This is a genomic window from Streptomyces longhuiensis (assembly GCF_020616555.1).
In the GTDB taxonomy this organism is placed as follows: Bacteria; Actinomycetota; Actinomycetes; order Streptomycetales; family Streptomycetaceae; genus Streptomyces; species Streptomyces longhuiensis.
On sequence record NZ_CP085173.1, the window covers coordinates 7487835 to 7504988 of the forward strand.

The following is a 17154-nucleotide window of genomic DNA, read 5'->3' on the forward strand; positions in this document are numbered from 1 at the left end:
CCGGAAAACCGCCCGTAGCGTCCTCGAAACACGGAGGGTGTTTTCTTCCGAACCGGAAGACTCCACTCTGCGGAGGGATCGGGCGGCGTGTGATGGAAGTGGAACAACTCCCTGACCAGGTCCGGGAGTTCGCGGTGTACCTGCGGGACCTGCTGGCCCGGCTCGACCAGGACTCCGGCTGGTGCGGCATCTTCTGGCAGCGTGACCCCGACGGGATGAGGGTCTGCCTCACCGGCGCCGAGGTGCCTCCCTGGGATGTCGTGGAAGCCCTGCTCCAGGATCTGGGCGTGGGCGGGGGGTCCTGCGAGGCCGAGGTCGAGGCCGAGTCGGTACGGGCCCGGGTCCTGCACCGCGCCTCGCTCACCGCCTTCGACGCGCGGCCCGGCGGCCGTGACCTGCTCGGTGACCGGCTCGACGTGATGCTCCGTGAGCAGCGGTACGCCGCCGAGCGCCAGGTGGAGCTGGCCCGGCATCTGCGCACGGCCGCCACGCGCGAGCAGGCGGAGGCGACGCGCCTCGACCTGGCCTGGGCGCGGGACGACCACGAACGCGCTACGGCCCGCTGCGCGGAGCTCCACCGGAGGATCGCGGACCTGGATCGCCAGCCGCCGCCACCACCCGTGCCCGTACCGCAGCGGCGTCCGCGGCCGGCGCCTCCCGAACCCGAACCCCCGGAACGCTCCAAAGCGCCCAAGGAGCGCAGACGTCGCCCCCGCGGCAGCGCCCGATTCGCCGGGATGCTCGACGAGGCCGCGCCCGCCGACGACACGGCCCTGCCCACGGCCCTCGCCGTTCAGGGCCCGTCACGGGACTCCACCGCGAGCCCCCGCGGCGCCCGGTTCGCCGGAGCCGCCGAAGGGGAGGCGGCGGAACCGCCCGCCCCGCAGCGCCTCGACAGCGAGGCGCGCGCCGCCGTCGCCGCCTGCGCCGGCACCCTGCTGCGGCTGCGCACCGAGGGCCGCGGCGGGGAGGCGCACGGCGTGCTCGTCGAGGCCGCCCACTGGCCGGCCGCCCGATTCCCGCTGCTCGCCGCCGAGTTGAACCGCGCGGGCCTCGGCGCCGACTGGGCGACCCTGCTCTGGGAGACGGCCTCGCTCCCGGCCGACCTCCTCGTGGCCGCCGCCGACGCGCTCGCCGCCGCGGGACGCACCGCCGACGCGCAGCAGATCCTGCGCCAGGGAGTGGCCCGACCCGCCACCGAGATCGGCACGTCCGTGCTCCGCCTCGCCGGCGAGGGCCGCCACCGCGAGACGCGCGCGCTCCTCGACGCGTACGTCCGCGTACGCACCCCCGAAGAAGCCGCCCGCAGCGTGCGCGACGACCCGGGGCGCCTCGTCCCGCTGCTCGTCGAGGCGGCGCGCGGCGTGTCCGACGAGCGGTACTGGGACGTCGTGCACGCGCTCAGAGTCGCCGGGTTCCACGCGTAGTCCGGTCGCTTCTCACCCGCACGGGTGCGAAACATGATCGATTCCGCCGGTTAACGGCGATGGTCTTGGCAAGGCCGCCGGTGAGGCTTACGTTCGTCCCTCTACGGCCTGTGTCTACGGGCGTAGAGGCTCTCTGACGTCCCCCGGCGGGGGCAACAGGCAAAGGAGCGGCACATGGCCCACGTCGTACGCGCCGCGCTGGTCCAGGCGACCTGGACGGGCGACACCGAATCCATGATCACCAAGCATGAGGAACATGCGCGGGAGGCGGCCCGGCAGGGCGCCCGGATCATCGGCTTCCAGGAGGTCTTCAACGCCCCCTACTTCTGCCAGGTGCAGGAGGCCGAGCACTACCGCTGGGCCGAGCCCGTGCCGGACGGGCCGACCGTGACCAGGATGCAGGCGCTGGCCCGCGAGACCGGGATGGTCGTCGTCGTACCGGTCTTCGAGGTCGAGCAGTCCGGGTTCTACTTCAACACCGCGGCCGTGATCAACGCCGACGGCACGTACCTCGGCAAGTACCGCAAGCACCACATCCCGCAGGTGAAGGGCTTCTGGGAGAAGTACTACTTCAAGCCGGGAAACCTGGGCTGGCCGGTCTTCGAGACCGCCGTCGGCCGCGTCGGCGTCTACATCTGCTACGACCGGCACTTCCCGGAGGGCTGGCGCCAGCTCGGCCTCAACGGCGCCCAGCTCGTGTACAACCCGTCCGCCACGAGCCGCGGCCTCTCGGCGTACCTGTGGCAGCTGGAGCAGCCGGCCGCCGCCGTCGCGAACGAGTACTTCATCGCCGCGATCAACCGCGTCGGCGTGGAGGAGTACGGCGACAACGACTTCTACGGCACGAGCTACTTCGTCGACCCCCGTGGGCGGACCGTGGGCGACGCCGCGAGCGACAAGGACGAGGAACTCCTCGTACGGGACCTCGACTTCGGCCTCATCGACGAGGTACGCCAGCAGTGGGCGTTCTACCGGGACCGCCGGCCCGACGCATACGAAGGGCTGGTGCAGCCATGACCACTGTCACTCGTGACGGAGCCGACGAAGGGACCCGTGCGACCTTGATGACCCCCGACCTCCACGCTCGTCACCGCGCCGTCCTGCCGGACTGGCTCGCCCTGTACTACGACCGCCCCATCGAGATCACCCACGGCGAGGGCCGCCACGTCTGGGACGCCGCCGGGAACAAGTACCTCGACTTCTTCGGCGGCATCCTGACGACGATGACCGCGCACGCCCTGCCGGAGGTGACCAAGGCGGTCAGCGAGCAGGCCGGACGCATCATCCACACCTCGACCCTCTACCTCAACCGGCAGATGGTCGAACTCGCCGAGCGCGTCGCCTCGTTGTCCGGCATTCCGGACGCCCGCGTCTTCTTCACCACCTCCGGCACCGAGGCCAACGACACGGCGCTGCTGCTCGCCACCGCGTACCGCCGCTCGAACCAGATCCTCGCGATGCGCAACAGCTACCACGGCCGGTCCTTCTCCGCCGTCGGCATCACCGGCAACCGCGGCTGGTCCCCGACCAGCCTCTCCCCCCTCCAGACGCTGTACGTCCACGGCGGGGTACGCAGCCGGGGCCCGTACTCCCATCTGACCGACGCCCAGTTCATCGAGGCGTGCGTCGACGACCTGCGGGACATCCTCGGCCAGACCCGGGGGGTCGCCGCGCTCATCGCCGAACCCATCCAGGGCGTCGGCGGGTTCACCTCGCCGCCCGACGGCCTGTACGCGGCGTTCCGCGAGGTGCTGCGGGAGCACGGCATCCTGTGGATCGCCGACGAGGTCCAGACGGGCTGGGGACGCACCGGCGACCACTTCTGGGGCTGGCAGGCGCACGGGCAGAACGGTCCCCCCGACATCCTGACCTTCGCCAAGGGCATCGGGAACGGCATGTCCATCGGCGGTGTCGTCGCGCGCGCCGAGGTCATGAACTGCCTCGACTCCAACTCCATCTCGACGTTCGGCGGCTCGCCGGTGACGATGGCAGCCGGCCTCGCCAACCTCATCTACCTCCTCGAACACGACCTCCAGGGCAACGCCCGCCGCGTCGGCGGCCTCCTCATCGAGCGGCTGCGGGCCATCGGCGCCACCACGGAGTGCGTACGGGAAGTGCGCGGCAGGGGCCTGATGATCGGCATCGAACTGGTGAAACCCGGCACGGACGAGGCCGACCCGGACGCGGCGGCACGCGTGATCGAGGCGGCCCGCGAGGGCGGACTCCTCGTCGGCAAGGGCGGCGGGCACAACACCAGCGTGCTGCGCATCGCGCCACCCCTGACGCTCACCGTCGCCGAGGCGGAAGAGGGCGCGGCCGTCCTGGAGCGGGCCCTGCACAGCGCCTGTTAGCCGAGGCAGCGGGTCTGCCAGCCGAAGGCAGTGTAGAAGAAGGGGCCCCGATGACCGTCACCGCCGCCGAACACGCCCTGTCCGTACGGCAGATACTCGCCCTGGAGCGGATCGCGGCGGGGGACCCCGAGGTGATCGCGGGGGCCGGTCACCTCGACCGGCCCGTGCGCTGGGTGCACGTCGCCGAGGCCGCCGACGTCGGGGTGATGCTCAGCGGCGGCGAGATGGTCCTCACCACCGGCGTCCTCCTGGCCGGGAACACCCGGGCCAGGACCGAGTACATCAAGTCCCTGCACCGCGCGGAGGCGGCGGCCGTCGTCCTCGGGCTCGGCCGTGCCTTCCCGTCGCCGCCCGAGGACATGCGGCGCGCGGCCGAGCGGTACGGGCTGCCGATGGTCGTCCTGCACCGCCCGTTCCCCTTCGCCGAACTCACGGAGGAGGTCCAATCGAGGCTGGTGAGGCGGAAGTTCGCCGCCGTCAGCCTCTCCGAGGGGATCCGCACCGCGCTGACCGGACTCATCACGGCGGGCGCCCCGCTCCAGCGGCTCCTCGACGAGATCGCCGCGCACAGCGGCTGCCCCGTCGTCGTCGCCAACCTCGCCCACCGTGTCCTCGCCACCGCCGGTGAGCGGTCCGCCGTGGACGACGTGCTGCGCGACTGGGAACGCATCGCGCGCCGGGCGGGCTGCGCCGACGGCGCCGACTGGTACCGCGCCGACCTCGACGGGCGCGGCGAACGCTGGGGCAGCGTCGTGCTGTGCGGCTACCGGGGCGACGGCCCCACCGGACGGCTCCTCGCCGAACGCGCCGCCGAGGCCCTCGTCCTGCACCGCATGCTCGGCGGCGCCGCCCACACCTGGGAGGAACAGTCGGCGCAGAGCATCCTCACCGACCTCGTCTCCGGCGTCGTACCGGCCCGCCAGCTCCTGCCCCGGGCCAGGGCCGCCGGGCTCCCCGTCAACCGCCGCACCTTCGTCCCGCTCGTCGTCCGTGACGGCGACCCGGCCGAACTCGACCGCGTACTACGCCTGTTGGGGCTCTCCGGACTTGCCGCCGAACTCGCGGACGGCGCCACCGCCGTCCTGCTCAGCCTCGCCCGCGACCAGGCCGCGGGACCGCTCACCGAGCACTTCGCGACCCGCCTGCGCACCGGGGCGGGGGAGCAGGTCGTCGTGGCGGCCGCCGAGCCGTGCACCGGCTGGGACGACGTGCCCGCCGGGCTGCGCGAGGCGCTGCACATCGCGCAGGCCGCGGCCGGCACCCCGGACGTCCCGCCCGTCGTGCGCCTGCGCGACGTCCGCCTGCGGGGCCTCGTACGGCTCCTGCGCGACGACCCGCACGTCCAGGCCTTCGCCGAACGCGAGCTGGACGGGCTCCTGTACGCCGACGACCCGGGCCTGCTGCCCGTGCTGCGGACCTATCTCGCGACCGGGCGCAACAAGTCGCGCACGGCGCAGCTCCACCACATGAGCCGCCCCGCCCTCTACCGCAGGCTGGAGGCCATCGAGTCGCTCCTCGGTCTCGACCTCGACGACTTCGAGCAGGCCGCGTCCGTCCACATCGCCCTCCTCGCCCACGACGCGCAGAGAGGGTGACAGCGTGGAACGCCTCACGGCTCCAGACGTGACACGGTGCAACTCCGGTACGCGGCGCGGACTTCCTAGGCTCACGGCACACCGAGCGACCGGAGGTCCCCGATGAGCACCGTGATCCGCGCCGCGATCTTCCAGACCGCCTGGACGGGCGACAAAGAGTCCATGATCCAGGTCCATGAGCAGGCCGTCCGCGACGCCGCCGCGCAGGGGGCGAAGGTCCTCTGCTTCCAGGAGCTGTTCTACGGCCCGTACTTCTGCCAGGTGCAGGACGCGAAGTTCTACGAGTACGCCGAGGCGATCCCCGACGGCCCCACCGTCCGGCGCTTCCAGGCGCTCGCCGCCGAGCACGGCATCGTCCTCGTGCTGCCGATGTACGAGGAGGAGCAGCCCGGCGTCCTCTACAACACGGCCGCCGTGATCGACGCCGACGGCACCTACCTCGGCAAGTACCGCAAGACCCACATCCCGCAAGTGAGGGGATTCTGGGAGAAGTTCTACTTCCGTCCGGGCAACTCCGGCTGGCCCGTCTTCGACACGGCCGTCGGGAAGATCGGCGTCTACATCTGCTACGACCGGCACTTCCCCGAGGGCTGGCGCGCGCTCGGCCTGGAAGGCGCGCAGATCGTCTTCAACCCGTCGGCGACCTCGCGCGGCCTCTCCGGCTACCTGTGGCAGCTGGAACAGCCGGCGTCCGCCGTCGCGAACGAGTACTTCGTCGGCGCGATCAACCGCGTCGGCCAGGAGGAGTACGGCGACAACGACTTCTACGGGACGAGCTACTTCGTCGACCCGGAGGGCCAGTTCGTCGGGGAGGTCGCCGGGGACAAGGAACCCGAACTCGTCGTACGGGACCTCGACATGGCCAAACTGCGCGAGGTCCGCGACCGCTGGCAGTTCTACCGCGACCGCGCGCCGGGCGCGTACACGCCGCTGACCAACCCGTAGGCAGCGTAGACACGGAAGAGGGAGCATGAGCAGCAGCCGTACCGTCATCCGCGGCGGACTCGTCGTCACCGCCGCCGACGAGATCCACGCCGACGTACTCATCGAGGACGGGCGCATCGCCGCCCTCGCCGCGGCGGGCACCGACGCCGCGGAATCCTGGACCGCGGACCGGACGATCGACGCACGCCAGAAGTACGTCATCCCGGGCGGTGTCGACGCGCACACCCACATGGAGATGCCGTTCGGCGGCACCTTCGCCGCCGACACCTTCGAGACGGGCACCCGGGCGGCGGCCTGGGGCGGCACGACCACCATCGTCGACTTCGCCATCCAGTCCGTCGGGCACACCCTGCGCGAGGGGCTGGACGCCTGGCACGCCAAGGCCGACGGGAACTGCGCGATCGACTACGGCTTCCACATGATCGTCTCCGACGTGCACGACGAGACGCTCAAGGAGATGGACCTGCTCGTCGCCGAAGGGGTCACGTCGTTCAAGCAGTTCATGGCGTACCCCGGCGTCTTCTACTCCGACGACGGGCAGATCCTGCGGGCCATGCAGCGGGCCGGCGAGAACGGCGGCCTCATCATGATGCACGCCGAGAACGGCATCGCGATCGACGTCCTCGTGCAGCAGGCCCTGGAGCGCGGCGAGACCGACCCACGCTTCCACGGCGAGGTCAGGAAGGCGCTCCTCGAAGCCGAGGCGACGCACCGCGCCATCAAGCTCGCCCAGGTCGCGGGCGCGCCCCTGTACGTGGTGCACGTCTCGGCGCAGGAGGCGCTCGCCGAGATCGCCCGCGCCCGCGACGAGGGCCTGAACGTCTTCGGCGAGACCTGCCCGCAGTACCTCTTCCTGTCCACGGACAACCTCGCAGAGCCGGACTTCGAGGGCGCCAAGTACGTGTGCAGCACACCCCTGCGGCCCAAGGACCACCAGGCGGCCCTGTGGCGGGGCCTGCGCACGAACGACCTCCAGGTCGTGTCCACCGACCACTGCCCGTTCTGCTTCACCGGACAGAAGGAGCTGGGCCGCGGCGACTTCTCGAAGATCCCCAACGGCATGCCCGGCGTCGAGAACCGCATGGACCTCCTGCACCAGGCCGTCGTCGACGGACACATCTCGCGCCGCCGGTGGATCGAGATCGCCTGCGCGACCCCGGCCCGCATGTTCGGCCTCTACCCGAAGAAGGGCACCATCGCGCCCGGCGCCGACGCCGACGTCGTCATCTACGACCCGCACGCCGAGCAGGTCGTCTCCGCCGAGACCCACCACATGAACGTCGACTACTCGGCGTACGAGGGCAAACGGATCACCGGCCGCGTCGAGACGGTGCTCTCGCGCGGTGAACTCGTCATCGATCAGCGGGAGTTCACGGGCCGCGCCGGTCACGGCGTGTACACCGCGCGCTCCACCTGCCAGTACCTGAACTAGAAAAATTGGCGGATCACATGGACTTCGGACTCGTCCTCCAGACCGACCCCCCGGCCTCCGGCGTCGTCTCCCTCATGCAGCGTGCCGAGCGTGAGGGCTTCACCCACGGGTGGACCTTCGACTCGGCCGTGCTGTGGCAGGAACCCTTCGTCATCTACAGCCGGATCCTGGCCGAGACGTCGCACCTGACCGTCGGCCCGATGGTCACCAACCCGGGCACCCGCACCTGGGAGGTCACCGCCTCCACCTTCGCCACCCTCAACGACATGTACGGCAACCGCACCATCTGCGGCATCGGCCGCGGCGACTCCGCGATGCGCGTCGCCGGACGCAAGCCGAACACGCTCGCCCGGATCAGCGAGGCCATGGAGGTCATCAGGTCGCTCGGCCGCGGCGACGAGGCCGACCTCGGCGGCACGGTGATCCGCTTCCCGTGGGTGCGGGACGGCGCCCAACTGCCCGTCTGGATGGCCGCGTACGGGCCCAAGGCCCTGAAGATGGCCGGCGAGGAGGCCGACGGGTTCATCCTCCAGCTCGCCGACCCGTATCTGACCCAGTACATGATCAAGGCCGTGCGGGACGCGGCCGCCGGCGCGGGCCGCGACCCTTCCGAGGTGAAGATCTGTGTGGCGGCGCCCGCGTACGTCACCGCCGACGACTCGCCCGAGTCCCTCGCCCACGCGCGCGAGGAGTGCCGCTGGTTCGGCGGCATGGTCGGCAACCACGTCGCCGACCTCGTCACCAAGTACGGCGAGCACTCGTCGATGGTCCCCGACGAACTCACCGACTACATCAAGGCCCGCCAGGGCTACGACTACGCCCACCACGGCAGGACCGGGAACCCCGACACGGCGTTCGTGCCGGACGAGATCGTCGACCGGTTCTGCGTCATCGGGACCGCACAGGACCACGTCGAGAAGCTGCGCGCCCTGCGGGACCTCGGCGTCGACCAGTTCGCGGTCTACGCGATGCACGACGCGAAGGAGGAGGTGATCGACGCGTACGGGGAGCACATCATTGCGGCGGTGAACGCCTGAGGCGTTCCCGTGGTGAACACCTGAGCCCCATCTCGGTCCACCCCGTGACCCCCGTCCTCCCCGCCAGGGTCCCCACCGCCCGCACCCGCACGGCCCGTTCGCACCTCCCCGCTGTCCGAGCCCCCCGGCTCCCGAACGAATGGCCTGCTCATGACCGACACCGCGCCACCCACGCTGCCCGCGGGCGGCGGCATCGACCTCAGTGCCGACGCCTACCCCTCCGACAGCCGCTACGCCAACGACGACCTGCGCCCCGTCCCCCTCGCCGAACGCCGCTGGACCACCTACAACTTCGTGGCCCTGTGGATCGGCATGGCCCACTGCATCCCGTCCTGGACCCTCGCCTCGGGCCTCGTCGCGCTGGGCATGGACTGGAAGCAGGCCGTCCTCACCATCGCCCTCGCCAACGTCATCGTGCTCCTGCCGATGCTGCTCACCGGGCACGCGGGACCCAAGTACGGCATACCCTTCCCCGTCCTCGCCCGGGCCTCGTTCGGCCTGCGGGGCGCCAATCTGCCCGCGCTGATCCGGGCGGCGGTGGCCTGCTGCTGGTTCGGCATCCAGACCTGGATCGGCGGGCAGGGCGTGTTCGTCCTGCTGGGGAAGGTCTTCGGCGGCTGGGCCGACGTGTCGAAGGTCGGCGGCTACCCGTGGACCCTGTGGCTGTGCTTCGTGCTCTTCTGGGTCCTCGAACTCGCCATCATCTACCGGGGCATGGACACCCTGCGCCGCTTCGAGAACTGGGCGGCGCCGTTCGTCCTCGTCGGCGCGGTCGTCCTGCTCGTGTGGATCGCGAACAAGGCGGGCGGCTTCGGCACGCTCCTCGACGAGCCGTCCCGGGTCGGCTGGGGCGCCGACTTCTGGAAGATCTTCTTCCCCGGCCTCATGGGCATGATCGGCTTCTGGAGCACACTCAGCCTCAACATCCCGGACTTCACGCGCTTCGGCAAAGGACAGCGCGCCCAGGTCTGGGGGCAGACCCTCGGCCTGCCGACGACCATGACGCTGTTCGCCCTGATGTCCGTCCTGGTGACGTCCGGGTCCGAGAAGGTCTACGGCGCCGCGATCTGGGACCCGGTCGCGCTCGCCGGCAAGACCGACAACGTCTTCGGCCTGCTGTTCGCGCTCATCACGGTCTTCGTCGCCACCATCTCCGTGAACATCGCGGCGAACGTCGTGTCACCCGCGTACGACCTGGCGAACCTCGCGCCCAAGCTCATCAACTTCCGCACCGGCGCCCTGATCACCGGGGTCATCGGCGTCCTCGTCATGCCGTGGAAGCTGACGTCCACGCCCGAGCTGTACATCTTCACCTGGCTCGGCGTCGTCGGCGGACTGCTCGGCACCGTCGCCGGCATCCTCATCGCCGACTACTGGATCATCCGCCGCACGGTGCTCCACCTCGCCGACCTGTATCTGCCGAACGGCCGGTACTGGTACTCGGGCGGCTGGAACTGGAACGCGGTGATCGCCTTCGCCGTGGGCGGCGTCCTCGCGGTCGGCGGCTCGTACTCGACGGTCGACGCGAAGGGCGCCAAGCAGGGCCCGTTCCCGGTCGACGGCCTGATCCCGTTCCTCAAGCCGCTCGCGGACTACGGCTGGGCGGTCGGGCTCGGGTCCTCGCTGATCCTTTACGTGGCGCTGACCAAGGCGCGCGGGGCCCGGGTCTGACCCGTCCCCACACGTCTCAGCTGGATTCCTTGCCGGTCAGCGCCGCCACCGCGTCCCCGGCCGCCTTCAGGGCGCCCTTGTGGATGCCGTCCGCCGGGGGCGCGCCGTGGGACTCGAAGTCGCTGCCGTTGTAGGTGACGGTCACCAGGGCGTTGCCGGCCCTGACCGTCACCACGGCCTCCCGGGTGTTCTGCTTGTCGTGCGTCGTGAGGGCGACGGCGATCCTGGCCTCGTCACCGAGGCCGGGCGCCGCCTCGCCCTTGCCGCGCGCGGCGAAGGAGGTGTCCGCCGCGGCGGCCGACTCCTTGATCTCGAAGGAGACGTCGAGCCAGCGGTAGTCGTAGTCCTTCAGCGCGCTCCACGAGCAGCCGCGGCGCAACGAGCGGTCGGCGGCGGCCAGTTCCTTGCCCGACGGGTCGGCCTTCGGCACCAGGTCCGCGACCGTTTTCGCCGTGACGGCCGAGCAGGGCTCGGGCGGCTTGTCGTAGGCGCGGCTCGTCGCGGACCCCGTTGACTGCGCGGCACGCTTCGGCGAGGGCTGCGGGGCAGCGGCGGGCTGCTCGGACGAGTCCGCCATCGGGCCCGAGGTCCAGGCCCAGCCGGCGCACGCGAGCACCACGACCGGCAGGACCCGCACGGTCAGCGCGAGGGGGAGAGGGAGAGAACGCACGGCGTACGCCCCTTGTGCGAGGGGGAGGGGACGCCAGTGTCACACGAGTTGCCCCGTGACAACACCGCCCCCTTGCCCCTCATGCGTCTCACGCGCAGTTCAGGACCCCCGCACCGCTGCCCCTTCACCCCATAGGGGTCCTCCGCGTACGCGGTCAGGGCCTCTCCATGAGAGCGGACAGGGGCAGGGCGGACTCGATGCGGTCGATCGCGGCGAAGGCGCCGTACGCGATCAGATGGACGAGACAGTGATCGGTGAAGGGCGGCTTCAGCCAGGCCGCCACGTCCTCGTCGGTGATGCGGTACGGGGCGACGGCGGCCAGCACCGCGAGGCGCGCCCCGGGCCGCCGTTCGCGGTCGGGCAGCTCGTCCCAGACGAGCGGTGGATGCGAGCCGTCCCAGGCGGCGACGGCTTCCTCGACGAGGGCGATGTCGACGTCGTCGAGCAGTCCCGCGCCCGTGGACGCCGCGTCGAGCAGCGCGGCGTACGCCGGGCCCACGGGGGTGCCGGCCGCCCAGGCGGGGCCGGGGCCCGGATCGTCGAGCAGGGCGAGGCTCGCGCCCGGCACGTGGTCCCGGCGCACCGTCCGCGCCAGGCTCCGGCCCCCGAGGCTGCGCACGGGGCGCAGGCGCTGGGCGTTGCAGGGCAGCAGGTTCTCGGTGAGCAGGGCGGACACGACGCGGTTGATGAAGTGGAAGGCGAACGCGGTCCCGAGCTGCGCGGGGACCTCGGCACTCGGGAAGGGGAGCGGGGTGAGTCCGGGGGAGCCGGGCGTGCGGGTCGCGCGGCCCCATTCGAGCACGCGCGCGTGCCGCTCGTCGGACGGTGCCTCGCCGCGTGCCAGGGACTCGGCGAGCGCGTGGTCGCCGGTGGCGTGCAGCAGCATGGTGTGCGCGTCCACGCAGAACGGGCACCGGTTCGCGAGCGACACCCCGGCGGCGACCAGCTCCCTGTCGGTACGGGTCCCCGCGCCCGCGATCAGCGACTCCCGCATCAACGCCCAGGCGGGGGCCAGGAGTTCGGGGGCCGACGCCAGGACCACGAAGGTGGCGGCGCGCTCGATCCCGAAGTCCTCGCCGAGCTGCCGGTAGACCTCGGCCACGCGACCGGTGGCCGACTGCGGGGGCGGCGGGCTGGTGTAGCGGAACGTCCGTGACATCGGGTCCTCCTGGTGGCTGCGGGTTGCTTCCGGCACACCCCACAGTGGCCGGACGCCGCACCTTCACGCGTCGTACGCCGGAGGTGAGTTGGCACTGCGCCCCCGAGGCCGAACGCGCCGCCCACTACTGCACGGGGAGTAGTCCAGGGGCGGTCCCCAGGGGTGACGCCCTTGTCGGCGGCCCGGTCTATGGTGCTGGCATGGAGGGGGACCGCAGGCGCCGCACAGGTCCGGTCGGCGTGGACCGCAAGGCCCTGATCGGCGACGTCACGCTGGCCGTCGTCATCGGGGCGCTCGTCGTGGCCGCCGCGGTGGCCGACGGGGGAGTGACGGCGCTCGATGCCGTCCTGATCGCCGCGGGCTCGCTCACGCTCGCCGCCTACCGGCGGGCGCCGCGCACGGTCCTCGCGCTCGCCACGGCGTGCACCGCGGGCTACGTGCTCCACGCGGAGCCGGGCGCCCTCGCCGCGCTGCCCGTCCTGGCGGCCGTGCACACGGCGTCCCGTGCGGGGCACCGCCTGCTCGCCGCGCTGGCGGGCGCCGCGTTCCTCGTCGTGTGCGGTGTGGCGGGACGCCCCCTGGAGAGCTGTCTGCTCCTCGCCGGCTGGTTCCTGTGCGCCGTGGTCACCGGGCTCGCCGACAAGAACTGGCAGGCATATCTGCGCCAGACCGAACAGCGCGCCCTGGAGGCGGAGCGCACCCGTGAGGAGGCCGCGCTGCGCCGGGCCGGGGAGGAGCGTCTGCGCATCGCCCGCGAGCTGCACGACTCGCTCACGCACAGCATCTCGATCGTCAAGCTCCAGGCGGGCGTCGCCGTGCATCTGGCGCGCAAGCGCGGCGAGGAGGTGCCGCCCGCGCTGCTCGCGATCCAGGAGGCCAGTGGCGAGGCGATGCGCGAGCTGCGCTCCACCCTGGACGTGCTGCGGGCCGACGAGCCCACGGGAAGCCCGGCGCTCCTCGTCGAGCGCGCCCGCTCGGCCGGCCTCGACGTCGAGCTGGTGGTGACGGGCCGCGAGCGGCTGCTTCCGACGGCCCTGGACCGTGCCGCGTACCGCATCGTCCAGGAGTCCCTGACGAACGTCGCCCGGCACGCGGGACCGGCGGCGGTGACCGTACAACTCGCCTATGAAGAGACCGAGTTGGTGATCTGCGTCGAGGACGGTGGCGCCGCCGACCCCGCGCGCCCGCCGGTCTCGGGCAACGGGCTGAAGGGCATGGCCGAACGCGTCGCCGCGCTCGGCGGAAGCCTCGACGCCGCGCCACGCCCCGAGGGCGGCTTCGCGGTGCGGGCCCGCCTGCCGGTGGACGGGTCGGCCCAGCTTGCAGAAGGAGAAGTGGAAAACGTAAGGGACATGGCGGAGAGGGCGGCCCCATGAGCGGTCGCAGCAGTCCGGTGATCCGGGTCGTGCTCGTCGACGACCAGGCGCTCATGCGGGCCGGGTTCCGCGCCCTCCTGGAGGCCGAGGACGGCATCGAAGTGGTCGGCGAGGCGGCCGACGGGGAGCAAGGGGTCGCCCTCGTGAGCAAGCACGTGCCCGACATCGCCCTCGTGGACGTCCAGATGCCCGTGATGAGCGGCATCGAGGCGACCCGCCGGATCGCCGCCGACCCGCGCCTGAGCGGCGTACGCGTCGTCATCCTCACCAACTACGGCCTGGACGAGTACGTCTTCGACGCGCTGCGCGCCGGGGCGTCCGGTTTTCTGCTCAAGGACACCGAGCCCGAGGACCTGCTGGCCGGGATCGAGGTCGTGGCCCGCGGGGACGCACTGCTGTCGCCGGCCGTGACGCGCCGCCTCATCGGCGAGTTCGTGTCCCGGCCACCGGACCGCTCCACGCCGCCGGGCCTGGAGTGCCTCACGCGCCGCGAACGCGAGGTGACCGCGCTCGCGGCGCGCGGCCTGACGAACGAGGAGATCGCCGCGCACATGGTCGTCAGCCCGTTCACCGCCAAGACCCATGTCAGCCGCGCGATGACGAAGCTCGGGGCCCGCGACCGGGCCCAACTCGTCGTGTTCGCCTACGAGTCGGGCCTGGTCGCGGCGCGCACACGCTGACACGCGGGCGCCCGCGGTGCGAGCCCGTCAGGGAACTACTCCCGCTCGACCGGGATCCACAGCTGCGCGTCCGCCTGCGAAGCGTCGGACGACAGGCGCGTGCTGAGGATTTCCGGGCCCGGACGGCTCCGGTACGGGTTGGACGGGAACCACTGGGTGAACACGTCCCGCCACAGGTGCTGGAGCGTCTGCGGGAACGGGCCCGAGCTGTCGAAGACGGCCCAGGTGCCCGCCGGGACGGTGAGGGTGTCCAGGTCGTCGGGACCGGCGGCGGAGGACACCGCCGCGTGGTAGTAGTCGAGTTCGGTGCCCTCCGCGCGGCTCGGATCGAGATCGTCGCTCACCGAGACGGTCCCCTCGGGCTCCTGGTCGGACAGCGCGTGGATCCGGCGCACGGTCTCCTTGTCGATGCCCCGGATGAAGTCGGCGATCGCCGGATTCATGCCCTCGTGGACGAGGGGGACCCGCGCCTTCCTGCCGACCACGTGGAACTCGGGCTTCTCCATCACTCGGTATCGCATGGTGCTGTTCCCTTCGACGATGAGCCGGAAGGACATCCGGGGCTGGGACCGCAGGGCCGCACCGGTCCGCCGGGCCTCGCCGGGGCCCACACCGTGCAGGGCCCGGAAGGCCCGCGCGAACGCCTCGCCCGAGCCGTAGCCGTGACGCACCGCGATCTCGAGGAGCGTCCGCTCCCCGGAGAGCACCTCCGCGCCGGCGACGGTCAGCCGCCTGCGCCGGATGTACTCGGAGAGCGGCAGCCCCGCGAGCGCGGAGAACATCCGCCGGAAGTGGTACTCCGACGTCGCCGCGATCCGGGCCAGTTCGGTGATCTCGATCCGCTGGTCGAGGTGGCGCTCGATGTGGTCCATGGCTTCGTTGAGCCGGTCAAGCACCCCGGGCTCCTTCCTGTTGACATCGCTCACGCTAGGGAGGGCCCATGGTCGCGGACCCGACATCCTGTGCCCGTTCCGGTCGGGCGTGCCCGTTCCGGCCGGTAGGGGCTTTGTGACCTTCTTTGTCGGGGTCGGTTATTCAATCTTCATCAAATGTGTTCCGCCATGCGGACAACCCTCTTGCCTGTGGACTGTATGCGAAATACGTTCTGCGGTATTCCTTGATCACACACGGATCATCCACAGGATGTCCCGCACACTCGTCCCCTGGCGGAGGTATCTCCTCGTGCGCCGAACAGCGGTTGCCTGCACGGCAGTTGCCCTGGTGTTGTCCACAACCGCGGGCTGCGGCTCCCTCCAGTCCTCGGCCACCGAGGTCGGCGGGGAGCGCATGACCGACGACCGGCCCGTACGGGACGGCGGCACGCTCACCGTCGCTCTCAACGCGGACCCGGACAAACTCGACCCCTCGCTCGCCCAGACCCTCGTAGGCCGCACGGTCTTCGCCGGCATGTGCGAGAAGCTCTACGACGTCGACGAGGCGGGCAAGGTCGTCCCGCAGCTCGCCACCGCGCTGCCGAAGACCTCGGCGGACGGCCGCACCGTCACCTTCTCCGTCCGCAAGGGCCTGAAGTTCAGCGACGGCACCTCCCTCGACGCGGCCGCCGTCGTCACCTCGCTGCTGCGCCACCGCGACCTGCCGGGATCGGCCCGCGCCACCGAACTCACCCCGCTCAAGAGTGCCGAGGCCACCGGCGCGTACGCGGTGAAGCTCACCCTCAAGCAGGCTTACGTCCCGCTCACCGCCGTGCTCGCCGACCGCTCCGGCATGGTGATGTCCCCGGCCGCGCTCAAGAAGTACGGGAAGAACTTCACGAACCACCCCTCCTGCGTCGGCCCGTTCAAGTTCGTCGAGCGCGTCGGCGGCGACCGCATCGTGCTCGCCAAGGACCCGAACTACTACGACGCGCGCGACGTCCACCTCGACAAGGTGATCTACAAGCCGATACCCGACGGCAGCGTCCGCCTCGCCAACCTGCGCTCCGGCGACATCCAGGTCGGCGACCAGATGGTGCCCGTGGACGTGAAGAGCGCCCTCACCGACAACAAGCTCCAGCTCTTCAACTCGCCGTCGCTCGGCTACCAGGGCATCGGCATCAACGTCGGCAACGTGAAGGGCCTCGGCCAGGCGCCGGGCCACGTCGACAGCCCGCTGGCGAACGACGTCCGTGTCCGCGAGGCCTTCGAGCTCTCCATCGACCGCGCACTCATCAACAAGGTCGTCTTCCAGGGCATGTACGAGCCCGCGTGCGGCCCGATCTCCCCGGAGTCCGCGCTCGCGCCCGGCGTCAAGGCGTCGCAGTGCCCCGGGCGCGATGTGGCCAAGGCCAAGCGGCTGCTGAAGCAGGCGGGCGTCAAGACCCCGGTGCACGTCGAGCTGAAGACCTCCACGACGCCCGAGTGGAGCCGCATCGGCCAGGTCATCCAGGCCATGGCCAAGGACGCCGGGTTCGCGGTCACGCTGCGCCCCACCGAGTACGCCACCATGCTCGAGGAGACCGACGACGGTCACTACCAGGCGTTCAACAGCGGCTGGTCCGGACGCCTCGACCCGGACGGCAACATCGCCAGCTTCCTGCAGACGAAGGGCGCCATGAACGCGTACGGCCTCTCGGACGACAAGATCGACGCCCTCATCGAGCGCGGCCGCGCCGAGGCCGACCCCGCCGAACGCGCCAAGATCTACGGCGAGCTGACCCGCCGCGCCAACGACGCCCACGCGCTCATCTACCTCTACCGCCAGAAGAACTACGTCGTCGCAGGGCAGGACGTCGCGGGCGTACGCGTCTACGGCGACGGCCTGATCCGCGTGAAGAATGCGGGGTACGCCAAGTGACGACCGCTCACCTCACCG

14 protein-coding genes are annotated in these 17154 nt (G+C 71.3%); 11 read left to right on the forward strand and 3 right to left on the reverse strand.

Translation table 11 applies throughout. The features are described 5' to 3' along the window. Window positions 1-92 precede the first annotated feature (92 nt). The 8 genes from LGI35_RS34230 (at window position 93) to LGI35_RS34265 (ending at window position 10458) form a co-directional block, all read left to right on the forward strand. Window positions 93-1427, forward strand: coding sequence for a hypothetical protein (locus LGI35_RS34230; RefSeq protein ID WP_227300644.1), 1335 nt, complete (start codon window positions 93-95; stop codon window positions 1425-1427). A 174-nt stretch (window positions 1428-1601) separates the two neighbouring features. After that, the gene (locus LGI35_RS34235; RefSeq protein ID WP_227298151.1) at window positions 1602-2444 is read left to right on the forward strand and encodes a nitrilase-related carbon-nitrogen hydrolase; all 843 of its coding nucleotides are present in this window, start codon (window positions 1602-1604) and stop codon (window positions 2442-2444) included. Between the two features lie 47 nt (window positions 2445-2491). Continuing rightward, window positions 2492-3778 carry an aspartate aminotransferase family protein gene (locus LGI35_RS34240; protein ID WP_227300645.1) on the forward strand — a complete coding sequence of 429 codons (1287 nt, stop codon included), beginning with the start codon at window positions 2492-2494 and terminating at the stop codon, window positions 3776-3778. Window positions 3779-3828: 50 nt separating this feature from the next. Then, complete coding sequence (locus LGI35_RS34245; protein WP_227298152.1) at window positions 3829-5373, forward strand: PucR family transcriptional regulator; 1545 nt, start codon at window positions 3829-3831, stop codon at window positions 5371-5373. A gap of 102 nt (window positions 5374-5475) precedes the next feature. Next, window positions 5476-6318, forward strand: a complete 843-nt coding sequence (locus tag LGI35_RS34250) for a nitrilase-related carbon-nitrogen hydrolase (protein WP_227298153.1) — start codon at window positions 5476-5478, stop codon at window positions 6316-6318. Window positions 6319-6343: 25 nt separating this feature from the next. Continuing rightward, a complete protein-coding gene (gene hydA / locus LGI35_RS34255; RefSeq protein WP_227298154.1) occupies window positions 6344-7750 on the forward strand; it encodes a dihydropyrimidinase in 1407 nt (468 codons plus the stop codon). Between the two features lie 17 nt (window positions 7751-7767). Beyond that, window positions 7768-8787 (forward strand): TIGR03842 family LLM class F420-dependent oxidoreductase, encoded by a 1020-nt coding sequence (locus LGI35_RS34260; RefSeq protein ID WP_227298155.1) that lies wholly within the window; start codon window positions 7768-7770, stop codon window positions 8785-8787. Between the two features lie 150 nt (window positions 8788-8937). Next, window positions 8938-10458 carry an NCS1 family nucleobase:cation symporter-1 gene (locus LGI35_RS34265; protein ID WP_227298156.1) on the forward strand — a complete coding sequence of 507 codons (1521 nt, stop codon included), beginning with the start codon at window positions 8938-8940 and terminating at the stop codon, window positions 10456-10458. Window positions 10459-10474: 16 nt separating this feature from the next. On the opposite strand, the gene LGI35_RS34270 is transcribed toward LGI35_RS34265, so the two are convergent. After that, window positions 10475-11128 (reverse strand): hypothetical protein, encoded by a 654-nt coding sequence (locus LGI35_RS34270; RefSeq protein ID WP_227298157.1) that lies wholly within the window; start codon window positions 11126-11128, stop codon window positions 10475-10477. A 154-nt stretch (window positions 11129-11282) separates the two neighbouring features. Continuing rightward, window positions 11283-12287 (reverse strand): carboxymuconolactone decarboxylase family protein, encoded by a 1005-nt coding sequence (locus tag LGI35_RS34275; RefSeq protein ID WP_227298158.1) that lies wholly within the window; start codon window positions 12285-12287, stop codon window positions 11283-11285. Window positions 12288-12487: 200 nt separating this feature from the next. Between LGI35_RS34275 and LGI35_RS34280 the strand changes: the two genes are divergently transcribed. Next, complete coding sequence (locus LGI35_RS34280) at window positions 12488-13663, forward strand: sensor histidine kinase (RefSeq protein ID WP_227298159.1); 1176 nt, start codon at window positions 12488-12490, stop codon at window positions 13661-13663. A gap of 17 nt (window positions 13664-13680) precedes the next feature. Further along, on the forward strand, window positions 13681-14343 hold the full coding sequence (locus LGI35_RS34285) for a response regulator (protein ID WP_227300646.1): 663 nt from the start codon (window positions 13681-13683) through the stop codon (window positions 14341-14343). 35 nt (window positions 14344-14378) lie between these two features. Here the strand turns inward: LGI35_RS34285 and LGI35_RS34290 are convergent, their stop codons facing one another. Further along, the gene (locus tag LGI35_RS34290; RefSeq protein ID WP_227298160.1) at window positions 14379-15239 is read right to left on the reverse strand and encodes an AraC family transcriptional regulator; all 861 of its coding nucleotides are present in this window, start codon (window positions 15237-15239) and stop codon (window positions 14379-14381) included. A gap of 325 nt (window positions 15240-15564) precedes the next feature. On the opposite strand from LGI35_RS34290, the gene LGI35_RS34295 reads away from it, so the two are divergent. Beyond that, window positions 15565-17136 (forward strand): ABC transporter substrate-binding protein, encoded by a 1572-nt coding sequence (locus LGI35_RS34295; protein ID WP_227298161.1) that lies wholly within the window; start codon window positions 15565-15567, stop codon window positions 17134-17136. Window positions 17137-17154: the final 18 nt, after the last annotated feature.